The following is a 25115-nucleotide window of genomic DNA, read 5'->3' on the forward strand; positions in this document are numbered from 1 at the left end:
CATAAGCCTTTCCTATTGGAAAGGCGGAGGGTTACGCTTTGAGCTGCACCTTGCCGTCCTTTACGCGGGCGTCGTAGTGCTTCACGGAGAAGCTTTCATCTTCCATGCAGTGCCCGTCGGTTAAGCGGAAACGCTGCTTTTTCAACGGGCTGGCGACCCACAGTTCACCCTGGTGCTCGGCAATCAGGCCGCGGGAGAGCACGCTGGCCTCGAAGAACGGGTCGATATTGCTGATGGCAAAGACCTGTTCATCGTGGCGAGGCCGGAAAATCGCGACCTGCTCGTTGCCCAGCAGCGCACAGACGCCGGTGGCGGGGAGAATGTCGTTAATATTGCAGATGTTTACCCACTGGCTCATGCGTTTTCCTCCACCAGCGTGACCGGAATACGTTCATACGGCGTCGCCGGACGATGCTGTTCGCGCTCCGGCACAACCTGTACGTTCGGGTCGCGCTGGGTGCTGTTGATAAAGTGTTTGAAGCGCGTCTGCGCCGCCGGGGTGTTGACGGTTTCCGTCCACTCGCAGATCACCGCCTCGCGCAGGCGCGCCATCTCCGCTTCCAGATGTTCGTTCAGGCCCAGCTTGTCGTCGATAATGACCGATTTCAGGTAGTCGATGCCGCCCTCGAGGTTATCGAGCCAGGAGGCGGTACGGGTCAGCTTATCGGCGGTACGGATGTAGAACATCATGAAGCGATCGAGATACTGAATCAGCGTGTCACGATCGAGATCCGCCGCCAGCAGGTCCGCATGGCGCGGTTTCATCCCGCCGTTGCCGCACACATACAGGTTCCAGCCTTTCTCGGTGGCAATAATACCCACGTCTTTACCCTGCGCTTCCGCACATTCGCGGGTACAGCCGGAGACGCCGAACTTCATTTTGTGCGGGGTACGGATGCCTTTGTAGCGGTTTTCCAGCTCAACGCCGAAGCCCACGCTGTCGCCGACGCCGTAGCGACACCAGGTGCTGCCCACACAGGTTTTCGCCATGCGCAGCGCTTTAGCATACGCGTGGCCGGTTTCGAAGCCCGCTTCAATCAGCCGACGCCAGATTTCCGGCAGGTCGTCCTTCTGCGCGCCAAACAGGCCGATACGCTGGGAGCCGGTAATTTTGGTGTAGAGGTTAAATTCACGCGCGATACGGCCCACCGCGACCAGCCCTTCCGGCGTGATTTCACCACCCGCCGAGCGTGGAATCACGGAGTAGGTGCCGTCTTTCTGGATGTTAGCCAGGAAGTTGTCGTTGGTGTCCTGCAGCGGCGTATGCTCGGGCTTGAGCACGTACTCGTTCCAGCAGGAGGCCAGCAGGGAGCCGACGGTCGGTTTACACACTTCACAGCCGTAGCCCTGGCCGTGCTTCGCCAGCAGTTCGTCGAAGGATTTGATGCCTTCCACGCGGATCAGGTGGTACAGCTCCTGGCGAGAATACGCGAAGTGCTCGCACAGGTTGTTGTTCACTTCGATGCCCTGTTTCGCCAGTTCGGCGTTTAGCACCTGAGTGACCAGCGGAATACAGCCGCCGCAGCCAGTACCGGCTTTGGTTTCCGCTTTCAGCGCCGCAACGGTGTGGCACCCTTTGTTGATCGCGGAGATCAGCATGCCTTTGGTCACGTCGAAGCAGGAGCAAATCTGCGCGCTGTCCGGCAGTTTATCCACGCCGATGGACGGCTTGCCGCTGGAGGCGTGTGCCGGGAGGATCAGCGCGTCCGGGTTTTCCGGCAGCTCGATGGCATTGAGCACCAGCTGGAGCAGGTTACCGAAGTCGCTGGTGTCGCCCACCAGCACCGCGCCGAGCAGGGTTTTGTTGTCCTGGCTGACGATGAGTCGTTTGTAGACCTCTTTGCTTTCGTCCAGATAGACGTAGCTGCGGGAATTCGGGGTGCGGCCGTGCGCATCGCCAATACCGCCTACATCCACGCCCAGCAGCTTCAGCTTGGCGCTCATGTCTGCGCCGGTGAAGGCGTTTTCGTTACCGAGGATATGATCCACGGCGACCTGCGCCATTTTGTAGCCCGGCGCCACCAGACCGTATACGCGGTTGTTCCAGCTGGCGCATTCGCCGATGGCGTAAATATCCGGATCGGAGGTCTGGCAGGTGTCGTTAATCATGATCCCGCCGCGCTGCGCCACGGCCAGCCCGCACTGGGTCGCCAGCTTGTCGCGCGGACGAATACCGGTGGAGAAGACGATGAAGTCCACCTCCAGCTCGCTGCCGTCGGCAAAGCGCATGGTTTTGCGTGCTTCAGTCCCTTCCTGAACGATCTCTTTGGTGTTCTTGCTGGTGTGAACCTTCACGCCCATGCTTTCGATTTTACGACGCAGCTGGTCACCACCCATGTGGTCCAGCTGTTCGGCCATCAGCATCGGGGCAAATTCGATGACGTGGGTTTCAACGCCGAGGTTTTTCAGCGCGCCTGCCGCTTCCAGACCCAGCAGGCCGCCGCCGACAACCGCGCCGCGTTTGCTTCGACGCGCACAGGATTCGATAGCGTTGAGATCTTCAATGGTACGGTAAACGAAGCAATCCTGTGTTTCCGAGCCTTTAATTGGCGGGATCCACGGGTACGAGCCCGTCGCCATGATCAGCTTGTCGTAAAAAACCGTACGGCCAGCACTGGAGTGGATCACTTTTTCCTGACGGTTGATGGTGATAGCGCGTTCGCCCACCAGCACTTTTACGCCATGCTTCTCGTAGAAACCTTCGCGCACCAGAGAGAGCTCTTCGGCGGTATGATGGGAGAAGTAGGAAGACAAGTGCACACGATCGTACGCCTTGCGGGGTTCTTCACAGAACACGGTAATATCGAACTGCTCAGCATCGGCCTTATCGAGAAGATCCTCAATAAAGCGGTGGCCGACCATACCGTTACCGATGATAGCGAGTCTGACTTTGCTCATTATTGCCTCGATTTCTTTTCTATTATTGCCTACCTTAACGATTCAGCAGGGGCGCTTATTGATGCAAATCAAATACGTCTTCGCCTACTCCTTAGGTGGTATATGACTGATTTGTCAGGATTTTTATAAGTGGCGGAAATCGCAGGCTTTTCGTGTTCGTTGAATTTGTGTACAACTCAGGGGCGGTTTTGCAAAAATCGATACGCCTGAATATCAGCTGCGTTTATGAGGGGAAAGGTATGTCTACATCACCGTTATGGCTTGTTCAGAATGTGCGTTTACCGGGTCGGGATGGGCTGTGGCAACTTGCCATCGAGAACGGGCGATTTGGTGACATCACCCCCATGGACGATACCCACGCCGAAAGTTATGAGGTACTGAACGCGCGCGGTGGGCTGGCTCTCCCGCCGTTCATCGAGCCGCATATTCATCTTGATACCACCCAGACGGCGGGGGAGCCGAACTGGAACCAGTCCGGCACGCTGTTCGAAGGCATTGAACGCTGGGCGGAGCGCAAGGCGCTGCTCAGCCATGAGGATGTGAAAGCACGCGCCTGGAAAACGCTGAAGTGGCAAATCGCTAACGGCATCCAGTTTGTTCGTACCCATGTGGATGTCTCTGACCCGACGCTCACCGCCCTGAAGGCGATGCTGGAGGTGAAGCAGGAGGTGGCGCCGTGGGTAACGCTGCAAATCGTCGCGTTCCCGCAGGAAGGTATTCTCTCTTACCCGAACGGCGCGGCGCTGCTGGAAGAGGCGTTAAAACTGGGGGCCGACGTGGTGGGGGCGATCCCGCACTTCGAATTTACCCGGGAATATGGCGTCCAGTCGCTGCACATCGCTTTTGAACTGGCGAAGAAGTATGACCGACCGCTGGATATCCACTGCGATGAAATTGACGATGAACAGTCGCGGTTTGTCGAGACGGTGGCCACGCTGGCGTATGAGGCTGGCATCGGCCCGCGCGTGACGGCCAGCCACACCACCGCCATGCACGCCTACAATGGCGCTTACACCTCGCGGCTCTTCCGTCTGCTGAAGATGTCGGGGATTAACTTCGTTGCTAACCCGCTGGTCAACATCCACCTGCAGGGGCGCTTTGATGACTATCCGAAGCGTCGCGGTATCACCCGCGTGAAAGAACTGCAGGAGGCGGGCATTAACGTCTGCTTTGGTCACGACGATGTCTTCGACCCGTGGTACCCGCTCGGCACGGGCAATATGCTGCAGGTGCTGCATATGGGGCTTCACGTCTGCCAGATGATGGGCTATCCGCAAATCGATAATGGCCTGAACCTGATCACCCATAACAGCGCCCGTACCTTCGGCCTGAGCGATTACGGTATTGAAACGGGAAATCCGGCAAATCTGATTATTTTGCCTGCGGAGAGCGGGTTTGAAGCGGTGCGCTGTCAGGTGCCGGTGCGCTGGTCGATTCGTCAGGGGCGGATTATCGCCACCACGCAGCTGGCGCAGACCTGGATCCAGATGGATACCGGAGGAGAAGAGGTCAGTTTCGCCAGAAACAGCCCCTCTGCATAATGCAAAGGGGCGCAGGGTTTAGTGCGATGCCGCTGCCGCGTTGTGCTGGCGGTGGCGGGTCACAAAGCCCAGGATGAAGCACATGATGAACACCACGGCGTACAGACCGTTCGCGGTGTGCAGCGCGGCCAGCGGGCCGCTGTGGGCAACGATCGGGCCCGTCACCACGAAGGTCAGCATGGTGCCGATGGTGCCGCAGGTCAGAACGAAGTTAACCAGCTTCGGCGAGGCCACTTTGGTCTGCAGGGAGCCCAGGGTGATGATCGAGGTGTAGATCGCGCTGGAGAAGAAGCCCAGGGTCAGAATGAACCACGGCATATGTTCCGGGGAGCCGTTGATGAACAGATACATCAGCACGGTCGCCAGACCTGCCAGCACGGTCAGAATGCGCTGCAGGTCGAAGAAGCGCAGGATGAAGCTAAACGCCCACATACCGAACATGTAAGACATCCAGAAATCGCTCACCAGTTTACCCGCATCGTTCAGGCTCATGCCCAGACCTTTGGCGTATTCCGGTACCCAGGAGATAAAGCCCAGCTGGCCCAGGATGTAGCACAGGGCGGCGATGGAGAGGAACAGCACGCCGATACCCCATTTCTCTTTCGCCACAGGCTCTGCCGTGGTTTGCGCTTTCTTGCCCAGTACCGGGAACTCGCAGCCGAAGGTCAGAATAAAGATCGCCACGTAGACGAGACCAATGCAGGCATAGACCCAGTACCACTCGATGCTGCGCGCCAGCAGAACGGCCGCGACCATCGGGAAAATCATTCCGGCCATGCTGAAGAAGGAGTCGGTAAACAGCAGGCGCGCGCCGCGCTGGCGGCCTTCATACATATGGGTAATCAGGAACGTACCGATCGACATGGTGATCCCGCTAACCAGGCCGAGCACGAACATGGCGGCAGAGAACAGGGCGATGCTGTGGCTCAGCATCAGGCCCGCCACGGCGGCGACCATCAGCACAAAGCCGAAGCGCAGCTGCGTTTTCAGCGGCACGATTTCCATCAGCCAGGCATTCAGGAAGATAGAGATCAGGATCCCCGCGTTGAGGAAGGTGAAGGTGTTACTCATGCTGGAAACGGGCAGCTGGAAGTAGTCTGCGATATTCCCCATCACCATCCCGGTGACGATCACCAACGCACCGGTCAGGGCGTAGGAGAAGAAGCTGATCCATGTGAGCTTGATGCGATTGCTGTTAGTCATGTCTGGCCTGTTCAGAAAAAGAAAAGCGCCCATCGGGCGCTGAGAGCGGGCAGATTTTAGACATTAAAGTGATCTATTCATATCTTTTAAGAGAAATTAGAAGTTCATTGCAGGTTTTTATGTGATCACGATCACATAAAAAGGCGATAAAACCAATCGTTTGCGTGGTTACAACTGTTTCAATTTCGTAAAATTAGGTAAAAGGCTGGTCTCCGTTCATACTGCTCTTTAGAATCAAGCCATTCGCTTTTTATACTGCGCTTTGTTAAGGAATTCTCATGCTCAAATCAACACTGGCGGCTGTCGCAGCTGTGTTTGCTCTTTCTGCCGTTTCCCCTGCTGCGCTGGCAGCAAAAGGGGACCCTCACGTTCTGCTGACCACCTCCGCCGGGAATATTGAGCTGGAACTGAATAGCCAGAAAGCTCCGGTTTCTGTGAAAAACTTCCTCGACTACGTGAACAGCGGCTTCTACAACAACACCACCTTCCACCGCGTGATCCCGGGCTTCATGATTCAGGGCGGCGGCTTCAACGAGCAGATGCAGCAGAAACAGCCGAACCCGCCAATCAAAAACGAAGCGGATAACGGCCTGCTGAACAAGCGCGGCACCATCTCCATGGCGCGTACCGCGGACAAAGACAGCGCGACCAGCCAGTTTTTCCTCAACGTGGCGGATAACGCCTTCCTCGACCACGGTCAGCGTGACTTCGGCTATGCGGTGTTCGGTAAAATCGTGAAAGGGATGGACGTGGCTGACAAGATTTCTCAGGTGCCTACTCACGACGTCGGTCCGTATCAGAATGTGCCGTCAAAACCTGTCGTGATCCTCTCCGCAAAAGTTCTGCCGTAATTCTTCTGAACGCGGGCTTCTCCTGCCCGCGTGATGTCGCCCTCCCTGCGAAAGCGCGTTTTGCTGCTTATACTTGTGGCAAACGGACTATTCAGGGAGGCGTTAAGTGAAAAAACTCACCGACAAGCAAAAATCCCGTCTCTGGGAGCAGCAGCGTAGCGTCAACTTTCAGGCCAGTTGTCTCCTTGAGAAAGGTAATGGTCCCTCGGAACCCCACATTGAGACGCTGGATCTTGGGCCTTCCGCGCCTGGGTTGCCCCATCTGTGCCTTATTCATCGTCATCTGTACCGCAGCGAGATGAAGCGGGCAGGCGAACTCCGTACCGACGATATTTTCAAGGGTGACATTCCCTTCTGCCATTTTGAGTATATCGAGAAGATGGGCAACGAGCTGATGGCGGCGCTGGAAAGCGAAAAATATCTTGTGGGTCTTGAGAAAGCGGCGTTTGTTGACCGGGTTAGCCACTATTACTGCGAAATCAACATGCTGCACCCGTTTATGCGCGGCAATGGCATTGCCCAACGCGTGTTCTTCGAGCAACTGGCGCTTCACGCGGGTTACGCGCTGGACTGGCGCGATATCGATCCCGAGCAGTGGGTGACCGCTAACCGCAGCGGCGCAACGGGGGATTTAACCGCGCTAAACGCTATCTTTGCCAAAGTAGTGAGCGAAGCGCGGGAATCTGAGTAGAATAGGGCGGCATTTTTTTCGGGAGCCGCCATGATTCTGCTGATTGATAACTACGATTCCTTCACCTGGAACCTTTACCAGTATTTTTGCGAACTGGGTGCAGAGGTGGTTGTTCGTCGCAACGACGAGATCGATCTCGCCGATATCGAGACGCTGGCTCCACAGAAAATCGTGATTTCTCCGGGGCCGTGTACGCCGTCGGAGTCGGGTATTTCTCTGGATGTGATCCAGCACTATGCTGGCAGGCTGCCGATCCTGGGCGTCTGTCTGGGCCATCAGGCGATTGCCCAGGCGTTTGGTGCCACCATCGTGCGCGCTGCCAAAGTGATGCACGGTAAAACCTCGCCGATCACCCACACGGGCACCGGAGTGTTCACGGGGCTCAATAATCCGTTGACCGTGACGCGCTACCATTCGCTGGTGATTGACCCGCCGACGCTGCCCGCCTGCTTTGAGGTGACCGCCTGGAGCGATACGCAGGAGATCATGGGGATTCGTCACCGTGAATGGGACCTCGAAGGCGTGCAGTTCCACCCGGAAAGTATCCTCAGCGAGCAGGGGCACGCGCTGCTGGCAAATTTCCTCCATCGCTGAATATCTGTTGCCTTGCTGTGATTTTTTATGCATATTTTGTGATTATATTTTCACAATCAATGTGACATAAAATGGATGGGCATGACATGGCAACTGAACAACCAGCAATTACCCGCGCAACATTTGATGAAGTGATCCTGCCGATTTATGCACCGGCTGAGTTTATCCCGGTGAAGGGGAAAGGCAGCCGCGTCTGGGATCAGCAGGGTAAAGAGTATGTGGATTTCGCGGGCGGTATTGCGGTCACGGCGCTGGGTCATTGCCATCCCGCGCTGGTGGAGGCGCTGAAAACACAGGGTGAAACCCTGTGGCACACCAGCAACGTCTTTACCAACGAGCCGGCGCTGCGCCTGGGGCGTAAGATCATTGATGCCACGTTTGCCGAGCGCGTGCTGTTTATGAACTCCGGCACCGAAGCCAACGAAACCGCCTTCAAGCTGGCGCGCTACTACGCGACAACGCGCCACAGCCCGTATAAAACCAAAATCATCGCCTTCCACAATGCCTTCCACGGACGCTCCTTCTTTACCGTCTCCGTTGGCGGCCAGCCGAAGTATTCCGACGGGTTTGGCCCGAAGCCGGCCGACATCGTCCACGTGCCGTTTAACGATCTGCACGCGGTGAAAGCGGTGATGGACGACCATACCTGCGCGGTAGTCGTTGAGCCGATCCAGGGTGAAGGCGGCGTGACGGCGGCAACCCCGGAATTCCTGAAAGGGCTGCGCGCGCTGTGCGACGAACATCAGGCGCTGCTGGTCTTTGATGAAGTGCAGTGCGGAATGGGACGTACCGGCGATCTGTTCGCGTATATGCACTACGGCGTGACGCCGGATATTCTGACCAGCGCGAAAGCGCTCGGCGGCGGTTTCCCGGTGAGTGCGGTACTGACGACGCAGGAGATCGCCTCCGCGTTCCACGTTGGCTCTCACGGCTCCACCTACGGCGGTAACCCGCTGGCGAGCGCCGTGGCGGGTGCCGCGTTCGACATCATCAACACGCCAGAGGTGTTGAACGGCGTCAGCGCGAAGCGCGAGCTGTTCGTAAAACACCTGCAAAAGATTGACGAGCAGTACGATGTGTTCAGCGAGATCCGCGGGATGGGGTTATTGATTGGTGCCGAGCTGAAGCCGCAGTATAAGGGCCGCGCGCGCGACTTCCTGCACGCCGCCGCTCGCGAAGGGGTGATGGTGCTGAACGCCGGGCCGGACGTAATGCGTTTCGCACCTTCGCTGGTGGTGGAAGACAAAGACATTGAAGACGGGTTAACCCGGTTTGCCGCCGCGGTCGCGAAGATCGTAAAAGGTTAATACGCCGTCCGCTTCAACCTGCGGGTTAGCCAAATCCCGTGATGCGGACGCTGACGCCATGCCACCGACGAAATGGTGTGCATGGTGTTCAGATGTCCCAGTACGCGCTGCAAATGCTGCTCCAGGGTGCTCATTGGCCCGTGGGTTAACGTTTCCGGCGCTTCCAGAATGTTCGAATCTCCCGACTCACCCGGCGAGTCATATTCCAGACGCTGCTGACACCGCTGCAACGCAATTTCACACGACTGCAAATAGCGCTGCGCCAGATCCGGCGTCAGCATCGTGTGCTCGCGCGCCAGCGTGGTCATGGCGTTAATATGCTCGACGATAAACTGGCTGTGCGTCACCCAGAGCTTCATGTCTGCCAGATAGTGCGAATTAAAGCCCGGCTCCTGCATTGCCTGGTTGAGTGAGTTGAACAGGGCGTTGTGCGCCTGGTTGACCTTCATGCGCTGATACGCCAGCGGGGAGGGTTGCGGGTCGTCGCTCAGGATCAGGCGAATGGCCTGCTGGTCGGCTTCCAGCGCGTCGTGGGCGTTCTGGCGCAGCAGTCCGCTTTGCCACTGCGGCCAGAGCCAGACCATACCGCCGAAGGCAATCAGGCAGCCGATCAGGGTATCGATCAGCCTGGCGACAATAAACTGTTCGCCATTGAGCGTGAGTAGCTGCAGGGTGTATACCGCCGTCACCGTGAAGCCCACCATCGCCCAGCCGTAGTTTTTGCGGATAATCAGGTAGCTCACCAGCGTTATCGCCAGCATCCCTGCCAGGGTGTAGCCTTCCGGCACGTGGAAATGCAGCGTCACGCCCGCGATGATCAGCCCGGCCATCGTTCCGCCAGCCCTATGCAGAATACGCACCCGCGTGGCGCCGTAGCCGTTCTGGGTGACAAACAGCACGGTCATTAAGATCCAGTAGGGTTTCGGCAGGTGCAGCGCCATGCCCATCAGGCTGGCGGTACTGAGCATCACGCTAATTCGTGCGGCGTTGCGCAGGGCGGACGATTTAAGAGAAAGATAGCTTTTGAGCGCGGGCAATAACGGCAGCCGTTTTTGCTTATCCGCCATCAGATCGCGCGGATAGAGCGGGCGCTGGGTGCGCAGCACGCGGGCGATGCGGCTGAAGTGCCAGGCGGCAAACTGGCCGACCGGGTTATCCGGATGCTGACGGGCGATTTTCTCCAGCGCGCCGAGCTGTTTTTCCATGTTAAAGCGCGTGGGATAGCGGTGGTAGAGAATATCGTCAGCCAGCACGCGCAGGCGTGCCGAGACGGTCTGCGCGTTCCAGCGGATCACCGCTTCGGCGTGGCTGCGCTCGACCAGCTTTTGCACCTCCTGCGGATGGTGCAGGCTCACGGAGATATGCTCCTGCAGATCCAGCCCGACCTGGAAGGTGCGCAGCAGCCGTTTGTATTCGTGGTTCTTGTTGGCGGCGAGCATATGCAGCTGCTGATAGCACTGGCTTATCAGATCCACCACCTTCTGCTGGCGCGTCAGCAGCGGCGGTAAGGCTTTTTCCGGATCGGTATGCTGGGTGAGCAGGGTGTATTTGGCTTCGCAGTATTCCGCCAACTGCACATAGAGCAGGCTCAGGGATTCGCGCAGCGGCTGTTCCCGCCACAGCCAGAACCAGAACCAGTTGAACAGCCCGTACCATAGTGTCCCCAGGGCGTAGATCAGCAGCGGCTCCCACACCGGCATATTCCCGGCGAGGCTTAGCGTGAAGATGGCCGCAATGAGTGACGCGGGAAGCAGCCGGGCGTGCAGCGAGCTGATTTCCGCCGTGACGCCGAGCGTCATCGCCAGCACGGTCAGGATCAGCGGCAGCGGGATATCACGAGCCAGTAACAGCTGTACGGCAAGGCTACAGCCGGCAAACAGACAGCCACCAATAATCAGGCGTTTGAAAAAGCGCTTATGCGGTGTGTCCAGGCCAGCAATGTTGCAGCAGGCGGGCACGAGGGAAAAGAGCAGGCCTTGCTGAAGGTGTCCGAGGATCAGGCCGATGGCCACGGGAAGACACAACACCAGCGTTTGTCGAAGTGCGTAGTTAACTTCCGGGTGATAGATCAGCCTGCGCCACATGAGGAGTAGAGACAAAAACGGCGTGACACCTTGCGATGGCACGCCGTTTAAGCGGAATTAACGCGTTCCGTAGACCACGATGGTTTTACCGTGGGCGGAGATCAGGTTTTGATCTTCCAGCATTTTCAGGATACGGCCCACTGTTTCACGGGAGCAACCGACGATCTGACCAATTTCCTGACGGGTAATTTTAATTTGCATGCCGTCCGGGTGGGTCATGGCGTCTGGCTGTTTCGCCAGGTTCAGCAGGGTCTGTGCGATACGGCCCGTCACGTCCAGGAAGGCGAGGTTGCCCACTTTCTCAGAGGTGACCTGCAGGCGGCGCGCCATCTGGGAAGAAAGACGCATCAGGATGTCAGGGTTAACCTGAATCAGCTGACGGAACTTCTTGTAAGAAATTTCAGCCACTTCACATGCTGTCTTTGCACGAACCCAGGCGCTACGTTCCTGGCCCTCTTCAAACAGGCCCAGTTCACCGATGAAATCGCCCTGGTTCAGATAAGAAAGGATCATCTCTTTCCCTTCTTCATCTTTGATCAGCACTGCCACCGAGCCTTTAACGATGTAATACAACGTTTCCGCTTTTTCACCCTGGTGAATCAGCGTGCTCTTCGATGGGTACTTATGAATGTGGCAATGAGACAAGAACCATTCGAGAGTCGGGTCTGTTTGCGGTTTGCCAAGCACCATGCGCTGTTATCCTCTGTTATAAGCTGTCACCAGAGTCATCAGATGCATCCGGACTCTGGGGTTGCAATCGAATTCTTACCCATACCCTGGGAAGTCGGCTACCGTAACGTTTCGCAGCCAGTAAAGTTTGATGTCCTCTGCATACATGTGTAACGTCAATGTATTACTGTAGCATCCAGAGTGTTTTAGCATAGCTTTCGCCGCGTGTCTCCTGGTGTCTCGCTTCAGCATGATGCAGGTCGCCTTCCATTGCGAGAAATGTAACGCACGCGTAATCTGTCACCAAAAATGCAACGTTGGAGTTTAAGAATATGCAAGCGCGCGTGAAGTGGGTTGAAGGTTTAACGTTCCTGGGCGAATCCGCGTCAGGGCACCAGATTTTGATGGACGGAAACTCCGGCGATAAAGCGCCCAGCCCAATGGAAATGGTGCTGATGGCGGCAGGGGGATGCAGCGCCATTGACGTGGTGTCGATTCTGCAAAAAGGCCGTCATGACGTGACAGATTGTGAGGTGAAACTGACGTCAGAACGTCGCGAAGAGGCGCCACGCCTGTTCACCCACATTAATCTGCACTTTGTGGTCACCGGTAAAGCGCTGAAAGACGCGGCGGTTTCACGTGCGGTGGACCTGTCTGCCGAGAAGTACTGCTCTGTGGCGTTAATGCTGGAGAAAGCGGTAAAAATCACCCATTCGTATGAAGTGATCGAGGCTTAATCTTTTGGCGGGTGGCGCTTCGCTAACCCGCCCTACAAAAGCACGACCGTAGGCCCGGTAAGCGTAGCGCCACCGGGCAAAACAACTCACGCAATCTGCTTCCCTTCCATCAACCGCTCCACCAGCGGCGTCATGATGAGCTCCATCGCCAGCCCCATTTTTCCGCCCGGCACGACTAACGTATTCATGTGCGAAATAAACGAGCCCTGCAGCATCGCCAGCAGCCAGGGGTAATCAATGCCTTCGAGATTGCGGAAATGAATCACCACAAAGCTCTCATCCAGGGAAGGGATACTTTTGGCCGCGAACGGGTTGGAGGTATCCACCGTCGGCACGCGCTGGAAGTTGATATGGGTGCGGGAGAACTGCGGCGTCAGGAAGTTGATGTAATCTTCCATGGAGCGCACCACCGAGTCCATCACCGCCTCTCGCGAATGGCCGCGTTCGCTCATGTCACGCGTCAGCTTCTGGATCCACTCCAGGTTAACGATAGGCACCACGCCAACCAGCAGGTCCACATGGCGCGCCACGTCGTGTTGCGGCGTGACCACGCCGCCGTGTAATCCTTCGTAAAACAGCACATCGGTGGGTTCCGGCAGGGGCTGCCAGGGGGTAAAGGTACCCGGCACCTGATTCCAGGGAACGGCTTCATCATAGGTATGCAGATACTTGCGGGATTGCCCTTTACCGCTCTGGCCGTACTCGATAAAGGTTTGTTCCAGCAGGCCGAAGTCATTGGCTTCCGGGCCGAAGTAGCTGATGTGTTTACCCAGATCGCGCGCCTTACGGATGGCCATGTCCATCTCCGGACGCGTGTAGCGATGAAAGCTGTCGCCTTCGACCTCCGCCGCACGAAGATTCAGCTGGGCGAAAATCTTGCGAAATGCGAGGCTGGTGGTGGTGGTTCCCGCACCACTCGACCCCGTAACGGCAATAACCGGATGTCTGGCAGACATAACAACTCCCTGACTGAAAAGGGTGGAAGATCAGCCGTGAAACGCGTTGCGGGGCATGATATTGACCGTCTCATGCAGTTCTGACCACACCAGCACCACGTCGCCGCTTTTCAGCTGGCGCTTTACATCGTTGACCTTTTGCTCAAGCGAGCGTTCCTGTTCACCATAATCGGTGCCTTCGCGTAATACAAAGCTTTCAATCAGATTATCGAGCGTTTCGGGAGCCAGATCCTGCCAGGGAATAATCATGTTGCACCGTCCAGATAAGGGGTTAGCCAGTCAGGAATACGCGTCTCAAGCCACATTTTCGGGCGGCGCAGCGTGCCGCCGATAAAACCGACGTGGCCGCCGTGCTCGGTCAACTGATAGTGAACGTTGTCGGGCAGGAATTCCTGAGCGGGAATCGAGTGATGATCCATAAATGGGTCATCTTTGGCATGGATGATCAGCGTCGGCTGCGTGATCTTGCTGAGCAACGGCATGGCGCTGCACTGACGATAATAGTCAATCGCATCGGCGAAGCCGTGAATTTTCGCGGTGATCAGATCGTCGAATTCGCGAATGCGGCGTACCTTTTTCAGCTGGCGCAGGCTGACCGGGAGGGTGTCCGGGTAGGCCTTCAGCTTACGCGCCGCGTTGGCCTTCAGCAGGTTGAGCAGGTAGCGCTGATAGACGCGGGAAAAGCCTTTATCCATGTGGTAGCTGCACTGCTCAAGCATGAACGGGGCGGAGACGATGACGGCGGCATCCAGCGGGACGCTTTCCCCCTCTTTAGCCAGCAGGCAGGCCAGCATATTGCCGCCCAGCGAGTAGCCCACCGCCGCGGTGGGCACTGTGCCAAAATTGTCCCGCAGCCAGTGTAAAAACCACGTGCCGTCTTCGGTTTCACCCGAGTGATAAATGCGTTTCTGGCGATTCGGTTCGCCGCTGCAGCCGCGAAAATGCATCACCACGCCGAGCCAGCCGCGCGCTTTGGCCGCCTCAATTAACCCGTGCGCATACGGGCTGTGCAGGCTGCCTTCCAGACCGTGAAAAACCACCAGCCGCGGCTTATGGCGAGCCTGTTCCGGCGCTTCGCTCCAGGCGAGATCCAGAAAGTCACCGTCTGGCAGGTCTAGCCGCTGCCAGTGTGGGGTGAATTTCACCTTGCGGCGGATCAGCCGCGGCAGCATGGTCTGCAAATGGCGATTGGCGACGCCGCGCATAGGCACGAACTCAGTGCTGTCTTCGGCGGCAATCTCGAAGCCTGATGGAATGATTTGGGTCATAAGCGCGATGCTGATTCTTGTCGGAAATTAACGATACTTTCCGAATTGTACCCCGTTTAGCCTGGTTTTCCGAAACATGAACTGATCCCGATCACAAATATTTACCTTGATTATTACTCTCAGGCTAATGATTCCACTCTACGCTTAATTGATGCCTTTCTCACCAGAGCGCACACTTTACTCAACGTTAAGCAAATCAAAATGATTAGCTGAATCAGGAGGTTAATAATGTTAACTGGGCAAACACCCACCCGGCAATGGAACACGCGACGCAGCGAAAAAGCGCGTCGTCTGGCCTCCGTACCGGTGCAGGGCAAGGTACTGCCAACCGGCGATCTCGTCGCCATGCTGGAAAAACTGATCGCGCCAGGCGACAAGGTCGTGCTGGAAGGTAACAACCAGAAGCAGGCCGATTTCCTTTCCCGCTCGCTGGCCGAAGTGAACCCGCAGATCGTCCACGACCTGCATATGATCATGCCGAGCGTTGGCCGTAGCGAACATCTGGATATCTTTGAGAAAGGCATCGCCCGCAAGCTCGATTTCTCCTTCTCCGGGACGCAGAGCCTGCGTATCTCCCAACTGCTGGAGGATGGTCAGCTCGAAATCGGCGCGATTCACACCTATATCGAACTCTATTCCCGTCTCTACGTCGACCTGTCGCCCAACGTGGCGCTGATTGCCGGCTTTAAAGCCGACCGCAAAGGCAACCTCTATACCGGGGCGAGCACCGAAGATACCCCGGCGCTGGTGGAAGCCGCCGCGTTCCATGACGGCATCGTCATCGCGCAGGTGAACGAGCTGGTGGATGACGAGTGTGACCTGCCGCGCGTGGATATTCCGGGCTCGTGGATTGACTTCGTGGTGGTTGCCGATAAGCCGTTCTTTATCGAACCGCTGTTTACTCGCGACCCGCGCCTGATTAAACAGGAACACATCCTGATGGCGATGATGGCCATCAAGGGGATTTATGCGGAACACCAGGTGCAGTCCCTGAACCACGGGATCGGCTTTAACACCGCGGCGATCGAGCTGCTGCTGCCTACCTACGGTGAACAGCTCGGGCTCAAAGGCAAAATCTGTAAACACTGGACGCTGAACCCGCATCCGACGCTGATCCCGGCCATCGAAAGCGGCTGGGTCGAGAGCGTGCACTGCTTCGGCGGCGAGCTGGGGATGGAAGAGTACATCCGCGCGCGTCCGGACGTCTTCTTTACCGGTGCGGACGGCTCCATGCGCTCCAACCGCGCGTTCTGCCAGCTGGCAGGTCAGTACGCGGTGGATATGTTCATCGGCTCTACGCTGCAGGTGGACGGCTACGCCAACTCCTCAACCGTGACCCGTGGTCGTCTGTCCGGCTTCGGCGGTGCGCCAAACATGGGTCACGATCCGCACGGTCGCCGCCATGCCACACCGGCCTGGCTGAACATGATCACCGAACCTGACCCAATGCAGCGCGGCAAAAAACTCGTCGTGCAGATGGTGGAAACCTTCCAGGCGGGCGTGAAGCCGACCTTCGTGGAAAAACTCGATGCCGTTGACGTGGCGAAAGCCTCCGGTATGCCGCTGGCGCCGGTGATGATCTACGGCGATGACGTCACCCACGTGCTGACGGAAGAGGGGATTGCTTACCTCTACCGGGCGAAAGATCTGGAAGAGCGTCGCGCCATGGTCGCCGCCGTGGCGGGTATCACCGATATCGGTCTGGGCGTTGACGCCAAACGCGTGGCGGAACTGCGCCAGAGCGGAAAGGTGCTCTATCCGGAAGATATGGGTATTCGCCGCACCGACGCCACCCGCTCTCTGCTGGCTGCGGGCAGCGTGGCTGACCTCGTTGAGTGGTCCGGTGGCCTGTATAACCCACCTGCGAAATTCCGGAGCTGGTAATGAAACTTCTCCCCCAGATTCAGGTTGAAGGCGGTGCCGAATGGCTGGCGCGAACCGCCACGCAGTGTCTGATTGACGAAGCACGTTTAAGCCCGAAACCCGGTCTGGTGGACAGTCGGGGGAACGGCGCGCACCACGATTTATCCCTTGCGCTGATGGAGCGCTCCGCGCACAGCCTGACCTCCACGTTTCAGGCGCTGGCGCTGCAAAGCTGGCAGCGCCCGGCAGATATCGCACTTCGGCAAACCGTCGGGCGACTCGGTCGCGAAGGCGAGCAGCAGATGATGGTCGCAACCGGTGGCGTAAACACCCATCGCGGCGCGATTTGGGCGCTGGGGCTGCTGGTCAGCGCGGTGGCGATGCTCGGCGGTGATGCGAGGGCGCAAGACGTCGCCCGCACCGCCGCGCAACTGGCGAGACTGCCGGACGACGCGGCGCCGAAGGTGTTCAGTAAAGGCCTGCGCGCCACGCACCGTTACCGCGTGCCGGGCGCGCGTGAAGAAGCGCAGCAGGCGTTCCCGCACGTTATGCAGCGCGCGCTGCCGCAGCTTCGTCTGAGCCGCCTCAACGGTAGCAGTGAAACGCACGCCAGGCTCGACGCGCTGATGGCTATCATGACCTCACTCACCGACACCTGCGTGCTGTCACGTGCCGGAATGGAAGGGCTTGAAGCCATGCAGGACGGCGCCCGTGCGGTGCTGAATGCCGGCGGCAGCGCAACGCCTGCGGGCCAGCAGGCGCTGGCGAGGTTAGACCGTCAGATGCTGGCGCTCAACGCCTCACCGGGCGGCGCTGCCGACCTGCTTGCCGCCACGCTGTTTCTCGACCGCGTCGAAACGCCAAATTCAAAGCATTAAGAGGATGTTATGGAAAAAATCACATTGACCGTGCCAGCCAGCCGCACGTTAAGCGGCAGGGCGCTGGCAGGGGTAGTCGGCTCCGGGGATATGGAGGTGCTCTTCACCGCCGAACCGGGCCAGACGTTAACCATTGATATCACCACCTCCGTGGACAACAGCCGGGGGCGCTGGGAGGCGCTGTTCAACCGTCTGCAAACCGTCAGTAGCCTGCCCGCAGGGAAGCTGACCATCCACGACTTCGGCGCGACGCCGGGCGTGGCGCGCATTCGCATCGAACAGGTTTTTGAGGGGGTGAGCCATGCGTGATGACAGCAGCTTTATCGAACTGAAAGCGCGCCAGCGCGCGCAGGCCCTGCTCGACGAGGGCAGCTACCGCGAACTGCTGGATCCGTTTGAAGGCATTATCTCTCCGTGGCTTGGGCCACAGGGCATTGTGCCGCAGGCGGACGACGGCATGGTGGTGGCGAAGGGCACCATCAACGGCAAGCCTGCCGTCGTCGTGGCGATTGAAGGCGCGTTCCAGGGCGGCAGCATGGGCGAAGTGTCCGGTGCCAAAATGGCGGCGGCGCTGGAGCTGGCGGCGGAAGATAACCGAAACGGCATTCCGACTCAGGCGGTACTGTGCCTCGAAACCGGCGGCGTGCGTCTGCAGGAGGCGAACCTCGGCCTGGCGGCGATTGCCGATATCCACGCGGCGATTGTTGACCTGCGTCGCTACACGCCGGTTATTGGCATTGTGGCCGGAACCGTGGGCTGCTTCGGCGGGATGTCCATCGCGGCGGCGCTGTGCAGCTACCTGATCGTGACCCGCGAAGCGCGTCTTGGCCTCAACGGCCCGCAGGTTATCGAGCAGGAGGCGGGCATTGAGGAGTACGACTCCCGCGATCGTCCATTTATCTGGAGCATGACCGGCGGCGAAGTGCGCTATCAAAGCGGGCTGGTGGATGCGCTCGTCGGCGACGGTATCAACGCGGTGAAACAGGCGATGAACGAGGCGATTGCTAAAGGCGTTCCCGCGAAACATCGCACCGATAACTACGATGATTACCTGACCCGTCTGACCCATTTCGACACCCGCAAACAGGCCGATGCCGAACAGATTAACGCGCTTTTTGCCCGGGAGGTGAAATGATGAGTAACGCAATGAGCCGTGGCGAACGCTGGCTGGACATCCTCGCCCCGAACGCTAAACGTATCGAAGGGCTATGCCCGTCCGTGCAGGCGGCAGACGGCGAGCTAAACGGCGAGGCGGTGCGCTTTGTTGCCGTGGTGCCGGATGCCAACAACCACTTCCCGCGCGCGGCGAAAGGGGAAGTCGGTCTGCTGGAAGGCTGGACCCTGGCGAAAGTGGTCAGTGAAACCGTCGCGGCGGATGCTGACAAACCCGTGAAGCGCCCGATTGTGGCGGTGATCGACGTCCCAAGCCAGGCCTATGGCCGACGCGAAGAGGCGTTTGGTATTCACCAGGCGCTGGCCGGTGCGGCAGCAGCCTATGCAAATGCCCGCCTGGCCGGTCACCCGGTGATCGGGCTTATCGTCGGCAAGGCGATGTCCGGCGCGTTCCTGGCGCACGGCTACCAGGCCAACCGTCTGATCGCCTTCAACGACAAGGGCGTGCTGATCCACGCGATGGGCAAAGAGTCCGCCGCGCGCATCACGCTGCGTACCGTCGACGCGCTGGAAAAACTGGCGGCGACCATTCCGCCAATGGCCTACGACATCAGCAACTACGCCACGCTGGGGCTGCTCTCTAACCTGCTGGATATCAGCAACCCGGATGCCCCCTCCGATAACGATCTGACGCTGGTGAAATCCACCCTGCAACAGGCCATCAGTGACGCTCGTCAGGACACCACGTTGAAAAACCGTCTGGGTGCTGACAATCGCCGCAGCTCGGCGCTCGTACGCGAACGTATGCGAGCCAGCTGGTAAGTAAAAAAGAGACCTGCCAGATGCATCAACCCGTGGGCGCGTGACAGCGCCCACGCGGGAACCTGCATCCTGAAAATAACAATCATCGCGCCAGTGCTAAAACTTTTTTACTACAGGTGATTTATGACTTACGTAATTGTTCATGCTCTTGCACCGATTTTCGTCATCATGCTGCTGGGATTCTGGGCCGGCAAGGCAAAGATGGTCGATAACAAAAATGTTTCCCTGCTTAATATCTTCGTAATGGATTTTGCACTCCCTGCAGCGCTGTTCAGCGCCACCGTGCAAACCCCGTGGACCGGCATCGTTGCCCAGTCGCCCCTGATTCTGGTGCTGACGCTGGCGATGTGGATCACCTATGCGGTCATCTACTTCCTCGCCACCGGCGTCTTTAAGAAATCGCCACAGGATGCGGCCGTGCTGACGCTCACCGTCGCGTTGCCCAACTATGCAGCGCTGGGTCTGCCGATTCTTGGCAGCGTGCTGGGCGAAGGATCCTCTACGTCGCTCTCCGTCGCGGTCTCCATCGCCTGCGGTTCGGTGCTGATGACCCCGTTCTGCCTGCTCATTCTGGAGCGTGAAAAAGCGCGCGCTGAGGGCAATAGCTCCGGCTCAACGCTCTCGATGCTGCCGGTGCTGATGTGGCGCTCCATTAAAAAACCGATCGTGATGGGCCCGCTGCTGGGCGTGATTTTGTCCGCCATCGGCATCAAAATGCCGGAGCTGGTGCTGGCGGCGATCAAACCGCTGGGACTGTCCGCGACCGCTGCGGCGCTGTTCCTGACCGGGGTGATCCTCTCTGCCCGTAAGCTGCAGATTAATACCATGGTGATCACCTCCACGATCGCTAAGCTGCTGATTCAGCCAGCCATCGCCTGGGGTATCGTCTTGATCTTCGGTCTGCACGGCTCCGTGGCGATCACCGCTATCCTGATGATTGCGCTGTCTGCGGGCTTCTTCGGCGTCGTGTTCGGTAACCGCTTTGGCGTGCAGTCGCCGGATGCAGAAGCCGTGCTGCTGTTAAGCTCCGTCCTGTGTATCCTGTCGCTGCCGCTGTTTATCTCGCTAACTTCAGGAATGTAACCATGACCACCCCATTACGCCCGCACGACCTTATCTGGCTTACTGCCCGCGATGCGCTGGAAGGCATCACTGAATCCTGGGTGGAGGCCGCCTGGCATACCGGCCTGCCGGTGGTGGTGCGGCGTGATGTGGATAGCGAAGGCCGGATCCCCGTTGGCGTACGCGGTTTACGTCGCGACCAGCGGGCGGCCGGATGGGTGAAGCCCGAAAACGTGTTACGCGTGGTTTCACCGGAAGACCTGAGCGTTGCGGCCGAACTGCTGCGCTCGCCCTTTGTGACTCAGCCACCCGTTCAGGTGGCGCTTCAGCTTTCTCAGCAGGCGTGGCCGTGGACGTGGGGCATTACCGGCAGCACCGGCTACGCGCTGGCGACCGGTATCCCGGTGATCCATGCCGACAGCGATCTTGATCTGCTGATCCGCGCCCCGCACGCCGTTTCCCCTGATGCGTTTGCTGGCTGGCAGTCTCAGCTTAGCCGGGCGCTGTGTCGGGCGGATACGCAGGTGGATACCCCCGAGGGTGGCTTTGCGCTGGCAGAGTGGCTGCGCGACGGCAAAACGCTGCTGAAAACCTGCCGTGGACCGCGCCTGGTGGCGGATCCGTGGCGCAGGGAGGAGTGATGAAAATAGTGTTTACCTTTCCGGGACAGGGCACGCAGCACGAAGGCATGCTGCAAAACCTGCCGGGAACGGAACTGGCTCAGGCGCGTGAGGTGCTTGGCGCCGAAGTGGATACGCTGGATAGCGCAGACGCGTTAACCCACACCCGCGCGGTTCAGCTTTGCCTGTTAATTGCCGGCGTGGCCTGGGCGCGCGAGCTTGAGCGTCGCGGCGTGTCGCCGGATATCGTCAGCGGGCTGTCCATCGGTGCTTATCCGGCGGCGGTCATCGCAGGCGCGCTGGACTTTACGGATGCGCTGAAGCTGGTGGCGCTGCGTGGCGATCTGATGGAGCAGGCGTACCCGCACGGCTACGGCCTGACGGCCATCATGGGCTTAACCCTGCCGCAGGTGGAAGACCTTATCCAGGGCACCGGGACCTACATAGCCAACCTGAATGCCGAAACGCAGATCGTGATTGCCGGAACCGATGAAGGGATGGTGGAGGCGGCGTCGCGCGCGCTGGCGAAAGGGGCGAGCAAGGCCAAACGGCTGGCGGTCAGCGTGCCGTCCCATTGCGAACTGCTGGCAGTACCCGCGCAAAAGCTGGCAACGGCGTTTGAGTCCGTCACGCTTTCACGCCCACGCTGCGCCTACCTGAGCGGCAGCACCGGGCGCGTGCTGTGGCAGCCGGAAAAGATCGCCGACGATCTGGCGATGAACATGGCGCGCACGGTGCGCTGGCAGGAGGCGATGATTTCAGCGAATGAACGCGAAGCCCGGCTGGCGATCGAGATGCCCCCCGGCGGCGTACTGACCTGCCTGACGCGTCAGGCTGCGTGGGAAGGAGAGACGATTTCACTGGAGCGCAGCGGAGTTGATGTGGCGGTACATCTGGCTAAGCGACTCCGTGCGTGATGGTTTAGCCCGGTGGCGGCTGCGCCTTACCGGGCCTACGGGTTCGGTTGCCTTGTTTTGTATCACGTACTTTCCTGCAGGCTGCGCGCATACATCCGCCCTTCGGCGGCTAATGCCCGCAGGCTCGGGTCCTGCTCGCGGTTGCGGGCAAAGACGATGGCGATCAGCTGTTGCATCTGGTACGGCTCGGCAAGCTTCAGGAGCTGCACGGAATTCTCATACACTTTCTTCATCCTGCCCGGCATCAGGGTAAAGCCCACTCCCGCCTGCACCAGGCTCAGCATGGAGAAAATGTCATTCACCCGGGTAACAATCTCCGGCTCGAACCCGGCGATATGAAACGCCTCCTGGAAGCCTGCATAGGTGGCGAACCCTTCCGCAAGAGAGACAAATTTCCGATCTTTATAGTCGCGCAGATCGGCCGGCCCGCGGTTATTCAGCGTGGCTGAAGCCGGTGCGGCAAGGAAAATATCGTCGTGGAACAGGGGCAGCACTTCGAGGCTGTTACGGTCGATGTCGCTTTCGGAGATGGAGATAAGAATCGCATCCAGCGAACCTTCGTCCAGCATGTGCAGCAGGGTTTCGTTGGAGCCCATCGTCAGATCCATTTCCAGATCCGGACGACGCAGCTTCATGCCCATAATCAGACGCGGCACAGTTTCCAGGGTGAGAGAGTAGAGCGTTCCCACTCGCAGCCGCCCCTGGCCGATGCCGGCAATTTTGCGCGACGCTTCAAGCCCGCGCTCCATCACCTGCATCACCTCCTGGCAATACTCCAGCAGCGTCCAGGCGGAAGGGAGAGCAATCAGGTTGCGCCCCTTGTGGGTAAAGAGCGGGCAGCGCACGTTCTCTTCCAGCGTGTGTAGCGCACGGTGAACGCTGACGCCGCTCAGGCCCAGCGTTTCGGCGGTACGCGCGATATTCCCTTTCTCCATAAACGTCATGAAGATGCTGAGCTTGCGGAATGTAATCTCGCTCGTGGTATCGAAACGCATAGCCCTCCCGGTGGATCAGTCAGCCTGCAGCATGGCTTCCAGCTGTTCCTGCGCGTCCAGCCACGCCATCTCGCACTCTTCGAGGCTGGATTTGGTCTTAGCCTGCGTTTGCAGGCAGTCCGTCAGTTCGGCTTTACGGCTCTGGTCATACAGACCGCTGTCGCCGAGCTTCTCTTCAACGGTAGCCAGCGTGGCGTTGAGCTTTTCCATCTCTTTTTCGAGACGGGCAATCTCTTTACGCAGCGGCTGCGTCTGGGTGCGCAGCTCCGCTTCACGGCGCTTCTGGTCTTTACGTGCCTGCGCGCTATTGGCGTTGTCTTTTGCCGACTCTTCCGGCTGGTTCTCCTGCTTCTGCACGTCCGTAAGCCACTGCTGGTAGTCTTCCAGATCGCCGTCGAACGGTTCGACTTTGCCATCGTGCACTAAGTAGAGATCGTCCGTGGTGGAGCGGATCAGGTGACGGTCGTGCGAAACCACCACCAGTGCGCCTTCGAACTCAATCAGCGCTTCGGTCAGCGCCTGACGCATATCGAGATCCAGGTGGTTGGTCGGTTCATCGAGCAGCAGCAGGTTCGGGCGCTGCCAGACGATCAGCGCCAGCACCAGACGGGCTTTTTCACCGCCCGAGAACCGCTCGGTGTTTTCGGTGACCTTATCACCCTGGAAGCCGAAGCCGCCGAGGTAGTCGCGCAGCTTCTGCTCCATCTCCTGCGGCGCCAGACGCGCGAGATGCTGAATCGGGGATTCATCCGCGCGTAAAAATTCCAGCTGATGCTGGGCGAAGTAACCCAGCTTGATGCCCTTCGCCAGACCGATTTCACCCTTGACCGGGTTAAGCTCGCCCGCCAGCAGTTTGATCAGCGTCGATTTACCGGCACCGTTGCGTCCCAGCAGACCAATACGTGAACCCGGCACCAGGTTGAGCTTGATGGAGTCGAGAATAATGCGGTCGGCATAGCCCGCGCTGACTTTTTCCATTTTCAGCAGCGGATTTGGCAGGCTTTCCGGGGCGCGGAAGCTGAAGTGGAACGGGTTGTCGACGTGCGCCGGGGCGATCATCTCCATGCGCTCCAGCATCTTGATGCGGCTCTGGGCCTGCTTTGCTTTTGACGCTTTGGCCTTGAAGCGATCCACAAAGCTCTGCAGATGCGCCACCCGCTGCTGCTGGCTTTCGTACATGGACTGCTGCTGGGCAAGACGCGTCGCGCGCTGGCGCTCGAAGGAGCTGTAGTTGCCGGTGTACTCGAACATCGTTTGCTGTTCGATATGAATGATTTTATCCACCACCGGGTCGAGGAAGTCGCGGTCGTGGGAGATCAGAATCAGAGTGCCCTGATAGCTCTTGAGCCACTTCTCCAGCCAAATAACCGCATCGAGATCGAGGTGGTTAGTCGGTTCATCGAGCAGCAGCAGGTCAGAGCGGCAGATCAGCGCCTGCGCCAGGTTGAGGCGCATACGCCAGCCGCCGGAGAAGTCGCTTACCGGGCGTTCCAGCTGTTCATTGCTGAAGCCCAGGCCGTGCAGCAGGCTGGAGGCGCGGGAGCGAATGGTCCACGCGTCGATAGCGTCCAGCTTGCCGTGAACGGTAGCAATGGCGTGGCCGTCGTTGCGCTCGTTAGCGGCGTTAAGTTCCGCCTCGAGCTTACGGTATTCCCGGTCGCCGTCGATAACATAGTCGAGTGCCGGTTCGCTCAGCGCCGGCGTCTCCTGGTTTACCCAGGCGAGCTGCCAGTTCCCCGGGAAGGTAAAGTTACCGCCATCCGCGCTAATCTCGTTTTTCAGCAACGCCAGCAGCGTGGATTTACCACAGCCGTTTTTGCCGACCAGACCCACTTTTTGGCCTGGGTTGATGGTAGCAGTGGCGTTATCCAGCAGGACGCGCACGCCGCGACGAATTTGTAACGAGGAGAAAACAATCATAGAAGCGCCGTATGTTCCGACTATGTTAATTTGTCATTATGATAATGTAAGGTGTGGGCCATTTTCCGCACCGGGCCGCCATGGTAGCCCAAAACAACAACGATACACAAAAACAGAAACAAGACC

At 58.5% G+C, this 25115-nt stretch carries 24 protein-coding genes; 14 read left to right on the forward strand and 10 right to left on the reverse strand.

Annotation, left to right across the window (positions count from 1 at the left end):
• Positions 1-31 precede the first annotated feature (31 nt).
• Both nirD and nirB read right to left on the reverse strand, forming a co-directional pair.
• Positions 32-358 carry a nitrite reductase small subunit NirD gene (gene nirD, locus CWR52_RS14165; RefSeq protein ID WP_045259347.1) on the reverse strand — a complete coding sequence of 109 codons (327 nt, stop codon included), beginning with the start codon at positions 356-358 and terminating at the stop codon, positions 32-34.
• Entirely contained in the window at positions 355-2898 is a 2544-nt protein-coding gene (gene nirB, locus CWR52_RS14170; RefSeq protein WP_104949967.1) for a nitrite reductase large subunit NirB, read from the reverse strand. The genes nirD and nirB overlap by 4 nt, the downstream gene beginning before the upstream one ends.
• Positions 2899-3137: 239 nt before the next feature.
• Here nirB and CWR52_RS14175 point away from each other — a divergent pair, with 239 nt between their 5' ends.
• Positions 3138-4439, forward strand: coding sequence for a cytosine deaminase (locus CWR52_RS14175; RefSeq protein WP_104950923.1), 1302 nt, complete (start codon positions 3138-3140; stop codon positions 4437-4439).
• 18 nt (positions 4440-4457) lie between these two features.
• Here the strand turns inward: CWR52_RS14175 and tsgA are convergent, their stop codons facing one another.
• Entirely contained in the window at positions 4458-5642 is a 1185-nt protein-coding gene (tsgA, locus tag CWR52_RS14180) for an MFS transporter TsgA (RefSeq protein WP_021242206.1), read from the reverse strand.
• Positions 5643-5920: 278 nt separating this feature from the next.
• Here tsgA and ppiA point away from each other — a divergent pair, with 278 nt between their 5' ends.
• From ppiA to argD, 4 genes are all read left to right on the forward strand, one after another.
• Positions 5921-6493: a peptidylprolyl isomerase A gene (gene ppiA, locus CWR52_RS14185; protein ID WP_014885514.1), complete on the forward strand. Its 573-nt coding sequence runs from the start codon at positions 5921-5923 to the stop codon at positions 6491-6493.
• Positions 6494-6599: 106 nt separating this feature from the next.
• Positions 6600-7184, forward strand: coding sequence for a putative adenosine monophosphate-protein transferase Fic (locus tag CWR52_RS14190; protein ID WP_104949968.1), 585 nt, complete (start codon positions 6600-6602; stop codon positions 7182-7184).
• Positions 7185-7214: 30 nt separating this feature from the next.
• Entirely contained in the window at positions 7215-7778 is a 564-nt protein-coding gene (gene pabA / locus CWR52_RS14195; RefSeq protein WP_104949969.1) for an aminodeoxychorismate synthase component 2, read from the forward strand.
• An 86-nt stretch (positions 7779-7864) separates the two neighbouring features.
• A complete protein-coding gene (gene argD, locus CWR52_RS14200; protein WP_198313984.1) occupies positions 7865-9085 on the forward strand; it encodes a bifunctional acetylornithine/succinyldiaminopimelate transaminase in 1221 nt (406 codons plus the stop codon).
• Here argD and CWR52_RS14205 read toward each other — a convergent pair.
• Positions 9082-11169 carry a YccS/YhfK family putative transporter gene (locus CWR52_RS14205; protein WP_104949971.1) on the reverse strand — a complete coding sequence of 696 codons (2088 nt, stop codon included), beginning with the start codon at positions 11167-11169 and terminating at the stop codon, positions 9082-9084. The genes argD and CWR52_RS14205 overlap by 4 nt on opposite strands.
• A 57-nt stretch (positions 11170-11226) precedes the next feature.
• The gene (gene crp, locus CWR52_RS14210) at positions 11227-11859 is read right to left on the reverse strand and encodes a cAMP-activated global transcriptional regulator CRP (RefSeq protein ID WP_000242758.1); all 633 of its coding nucleotides are present in this window, start codon (positions 11857-11859) and stop codon (positions 11227-11229) included.
• 311 nt (positions 11860-12170) lie between these two features.
• On the opposite strand from crp, the gene CWR52_RS14215 reads away from it, so the two are divergent.
• The gene (locus tag CWR52_RS14215; RefSeq protein WP_014885509.1) at positions 12171-12575 is read left to right on the forward strand and encodes an OsmC family protein; all 405 of its coding nucleotides are present in this window, start codon (positions 12171-12173) and stop codon (positions 12573-12575) included.
• Positions 12576-12661: 86 nt separating this feature from the next.
• Here CWR52_RS14215 and CWR52_RS14220 read toward each other — a convergent pair whose 3' ends face one another.
• Genes CWR52_RS14220 through CWR52_RS14230 form a run of 3 tightly spaced genes read right to left on the reverse strand, consistent with a single transcriptional unit; the run spans position 12662 to position 14799 of the window.
• Positions 12662-13531 (reverse strand): phosphoribulokinase, encoded by an 870-nt coding sequence (locus tag CWR52_RS14220; protein WP_008503017.1) that lies wholly within the window; start codon positions 13529-13531, stop codon positions 12662-12664.
• 30 nt (positions 13532-13561) lie between these two features.
• Positions 13562-13780 (reverse strand): YheU family protein, encoded by a 219-nt coding sequence (locus CWR52_RS14225; protein ID WP_008503016.1) that lies wholly within the window; start codon positions 13778-13780, stop codon positions 13562-13564.
• Entirely contained in the window at positions 13777-14799 is a 1023-nt protein-coding gene (locus CWR52_RS14230; RefSeq protein WP_104949972.1) for a hydrolase, read from the reverse strand. Before CWR52_RS14230 ends, CWR52_RS14225 begins: the two co-directional genes overlap by 4 nt.
• A gap of 228 nt (positions 14800-15027) precedes the next feature.
• On the opposite strand from CWR52_RS14230, the gene mdcA reads away from it, so the two are divergent.
• The 8 genes from mdcA to mdcH all read left to right on the forward strand — a co-directional run bounded on the left by mdcA (position 15028) and on the right by mdcH (position 22074).
• Positions 15028-16683, forward strand: coding sequence for a malonate decarboxylase subunit alpha (gene mdcA, locus CWR52_RS14235; RefSeq protein ID WP_104949973.1), 1656 nt, complete (start codon positions 15028-15030; stop codon positions 16681-16683).
• The gene (locus CWR52_RS14240) at positions 16683-17540 is read left to right on the forward strand and encodes a triphosphoribosyl-dephospho-CoA synthase (RefSeq protein WP_104949974.1); all 858 of its coding nucleotides are present in this window, start codon (positions 16683-16685) and stop codon (positions 17538-17540) included. Before mdcA ends, CWR52_RS14240 begins: the two co-directional genes overlap by 1 nt.
• A 9-nt stretch (positions 17541-17549) precedes the next feature.
• Entirely contained in the window at positions 17550-17849 is a 300-nt protein-coding gene (gene mdcC / locus CWR52_RS14245) for a malonate decarboxylase acyl carrier protein (protein WP_023294711.1), read from the forward strand.
• A complete protein-coding gene (locus tag CWR52_RS14250) occupies positions 17842-18675 on the forward strand; it encodes a biotin-independent malonate decarboxylase subunit beta (protein WP_104949975.1) in 834 nt (277 codons plus the stop codon). Before mdcC ends, CWR52_RS14250 begins: the two co-directional genes overlap by 8 nt.
• Complete coding sequence (gene mdcE / locus CWR52_RS14255; protein ID WP_104949976.1) at positions 18675-19475, forward strand: biotin-independent malonate decarboxylase subunit gamma; 801 nt, start codon at positions 18675-18677, stop codon at positions 19473-19475. Before CWR52_RS14250 ends, mdcE begins: the two co-directional genes overlap by 1 nt.
• 123 nt (positions 19476-19598) lie before the next feature.
• Entirely contained in the window at positions 19599-20558 is a 960-nt protein-coding gene (locus CWR52_RS14260; RefSeq protein ID WP_021242215.1) for an AEC family transporter, read from the forward strand.
• Positions 20559-20560: 2 nt separating this feature from the next.
• Positions 20561-21178, forward strand: a complete 618-nt coding sequence (locus CWR52_RS14265; protein WP_104949977.1) for a malonate decarboxylase holo-ACP synthase — start codon at positions 20561-20563, stop codon at positions 21176-21178.
• Positions 21178-22074, forward strand: coding sequence for a malonate decarboxylase subunit epsilon (gene mdcH, locus CWR52_RS14270; protein ID WP_104949978.1), 897 nt, complete (start codon positions 21178-21180; stop codon positions 22072-22074). The genes CWR52_RS14265 and mdcH overlap by 1 nt, the downstream gene beginning before the upstream one ends.
• Positions 22075-22136: 62 nt before the next feature.
• Here mdcH and CWR52_RS14275 read toward each other — a convergent pair whose 3' ends face one another.
• Both CWR52_RS14275 and CWR52_RS14280 read right to left on the reverse strand, forming a co-directional pair.
• Positions 22137-23069 (reverse strand): LysR family transcriptional regulator, encoded by a 933-nt coding sequence (locus CWR52_RS14275; protein ID WP_104949979.1) that lies wholly within the window; start codon positions 23067-23069, stop codon positions 22137-22139.
• Between the two features lie 15 nt (positions 23070-23084).
• Positions 23085-24989: an ABC transporter ATP-binding protein gene (locus tag CWR52_RS14280; protein WP_021242219.1), complete on the reverse strand. Its 1905-nt coding sequence runs from the start codon at positions 24987-24989 to the stop codon at positions 23085-23087.
• Between the last annotated feature and the right edge of the window lie 126 nt (positions 24990-25115).

The sequence above is a fragment of the Enterobacter sp. SGAir0187 genome, from assembly GCF_002952735.2.
GTDB classification, from domain to species: domain Bacteria; phylum Pseudomonadota; class Gammaproteobacteria; order Enterobacterales; family Enterobacteriaceae; genus Enterobacter; species Enterobacter quasiroggenkampii.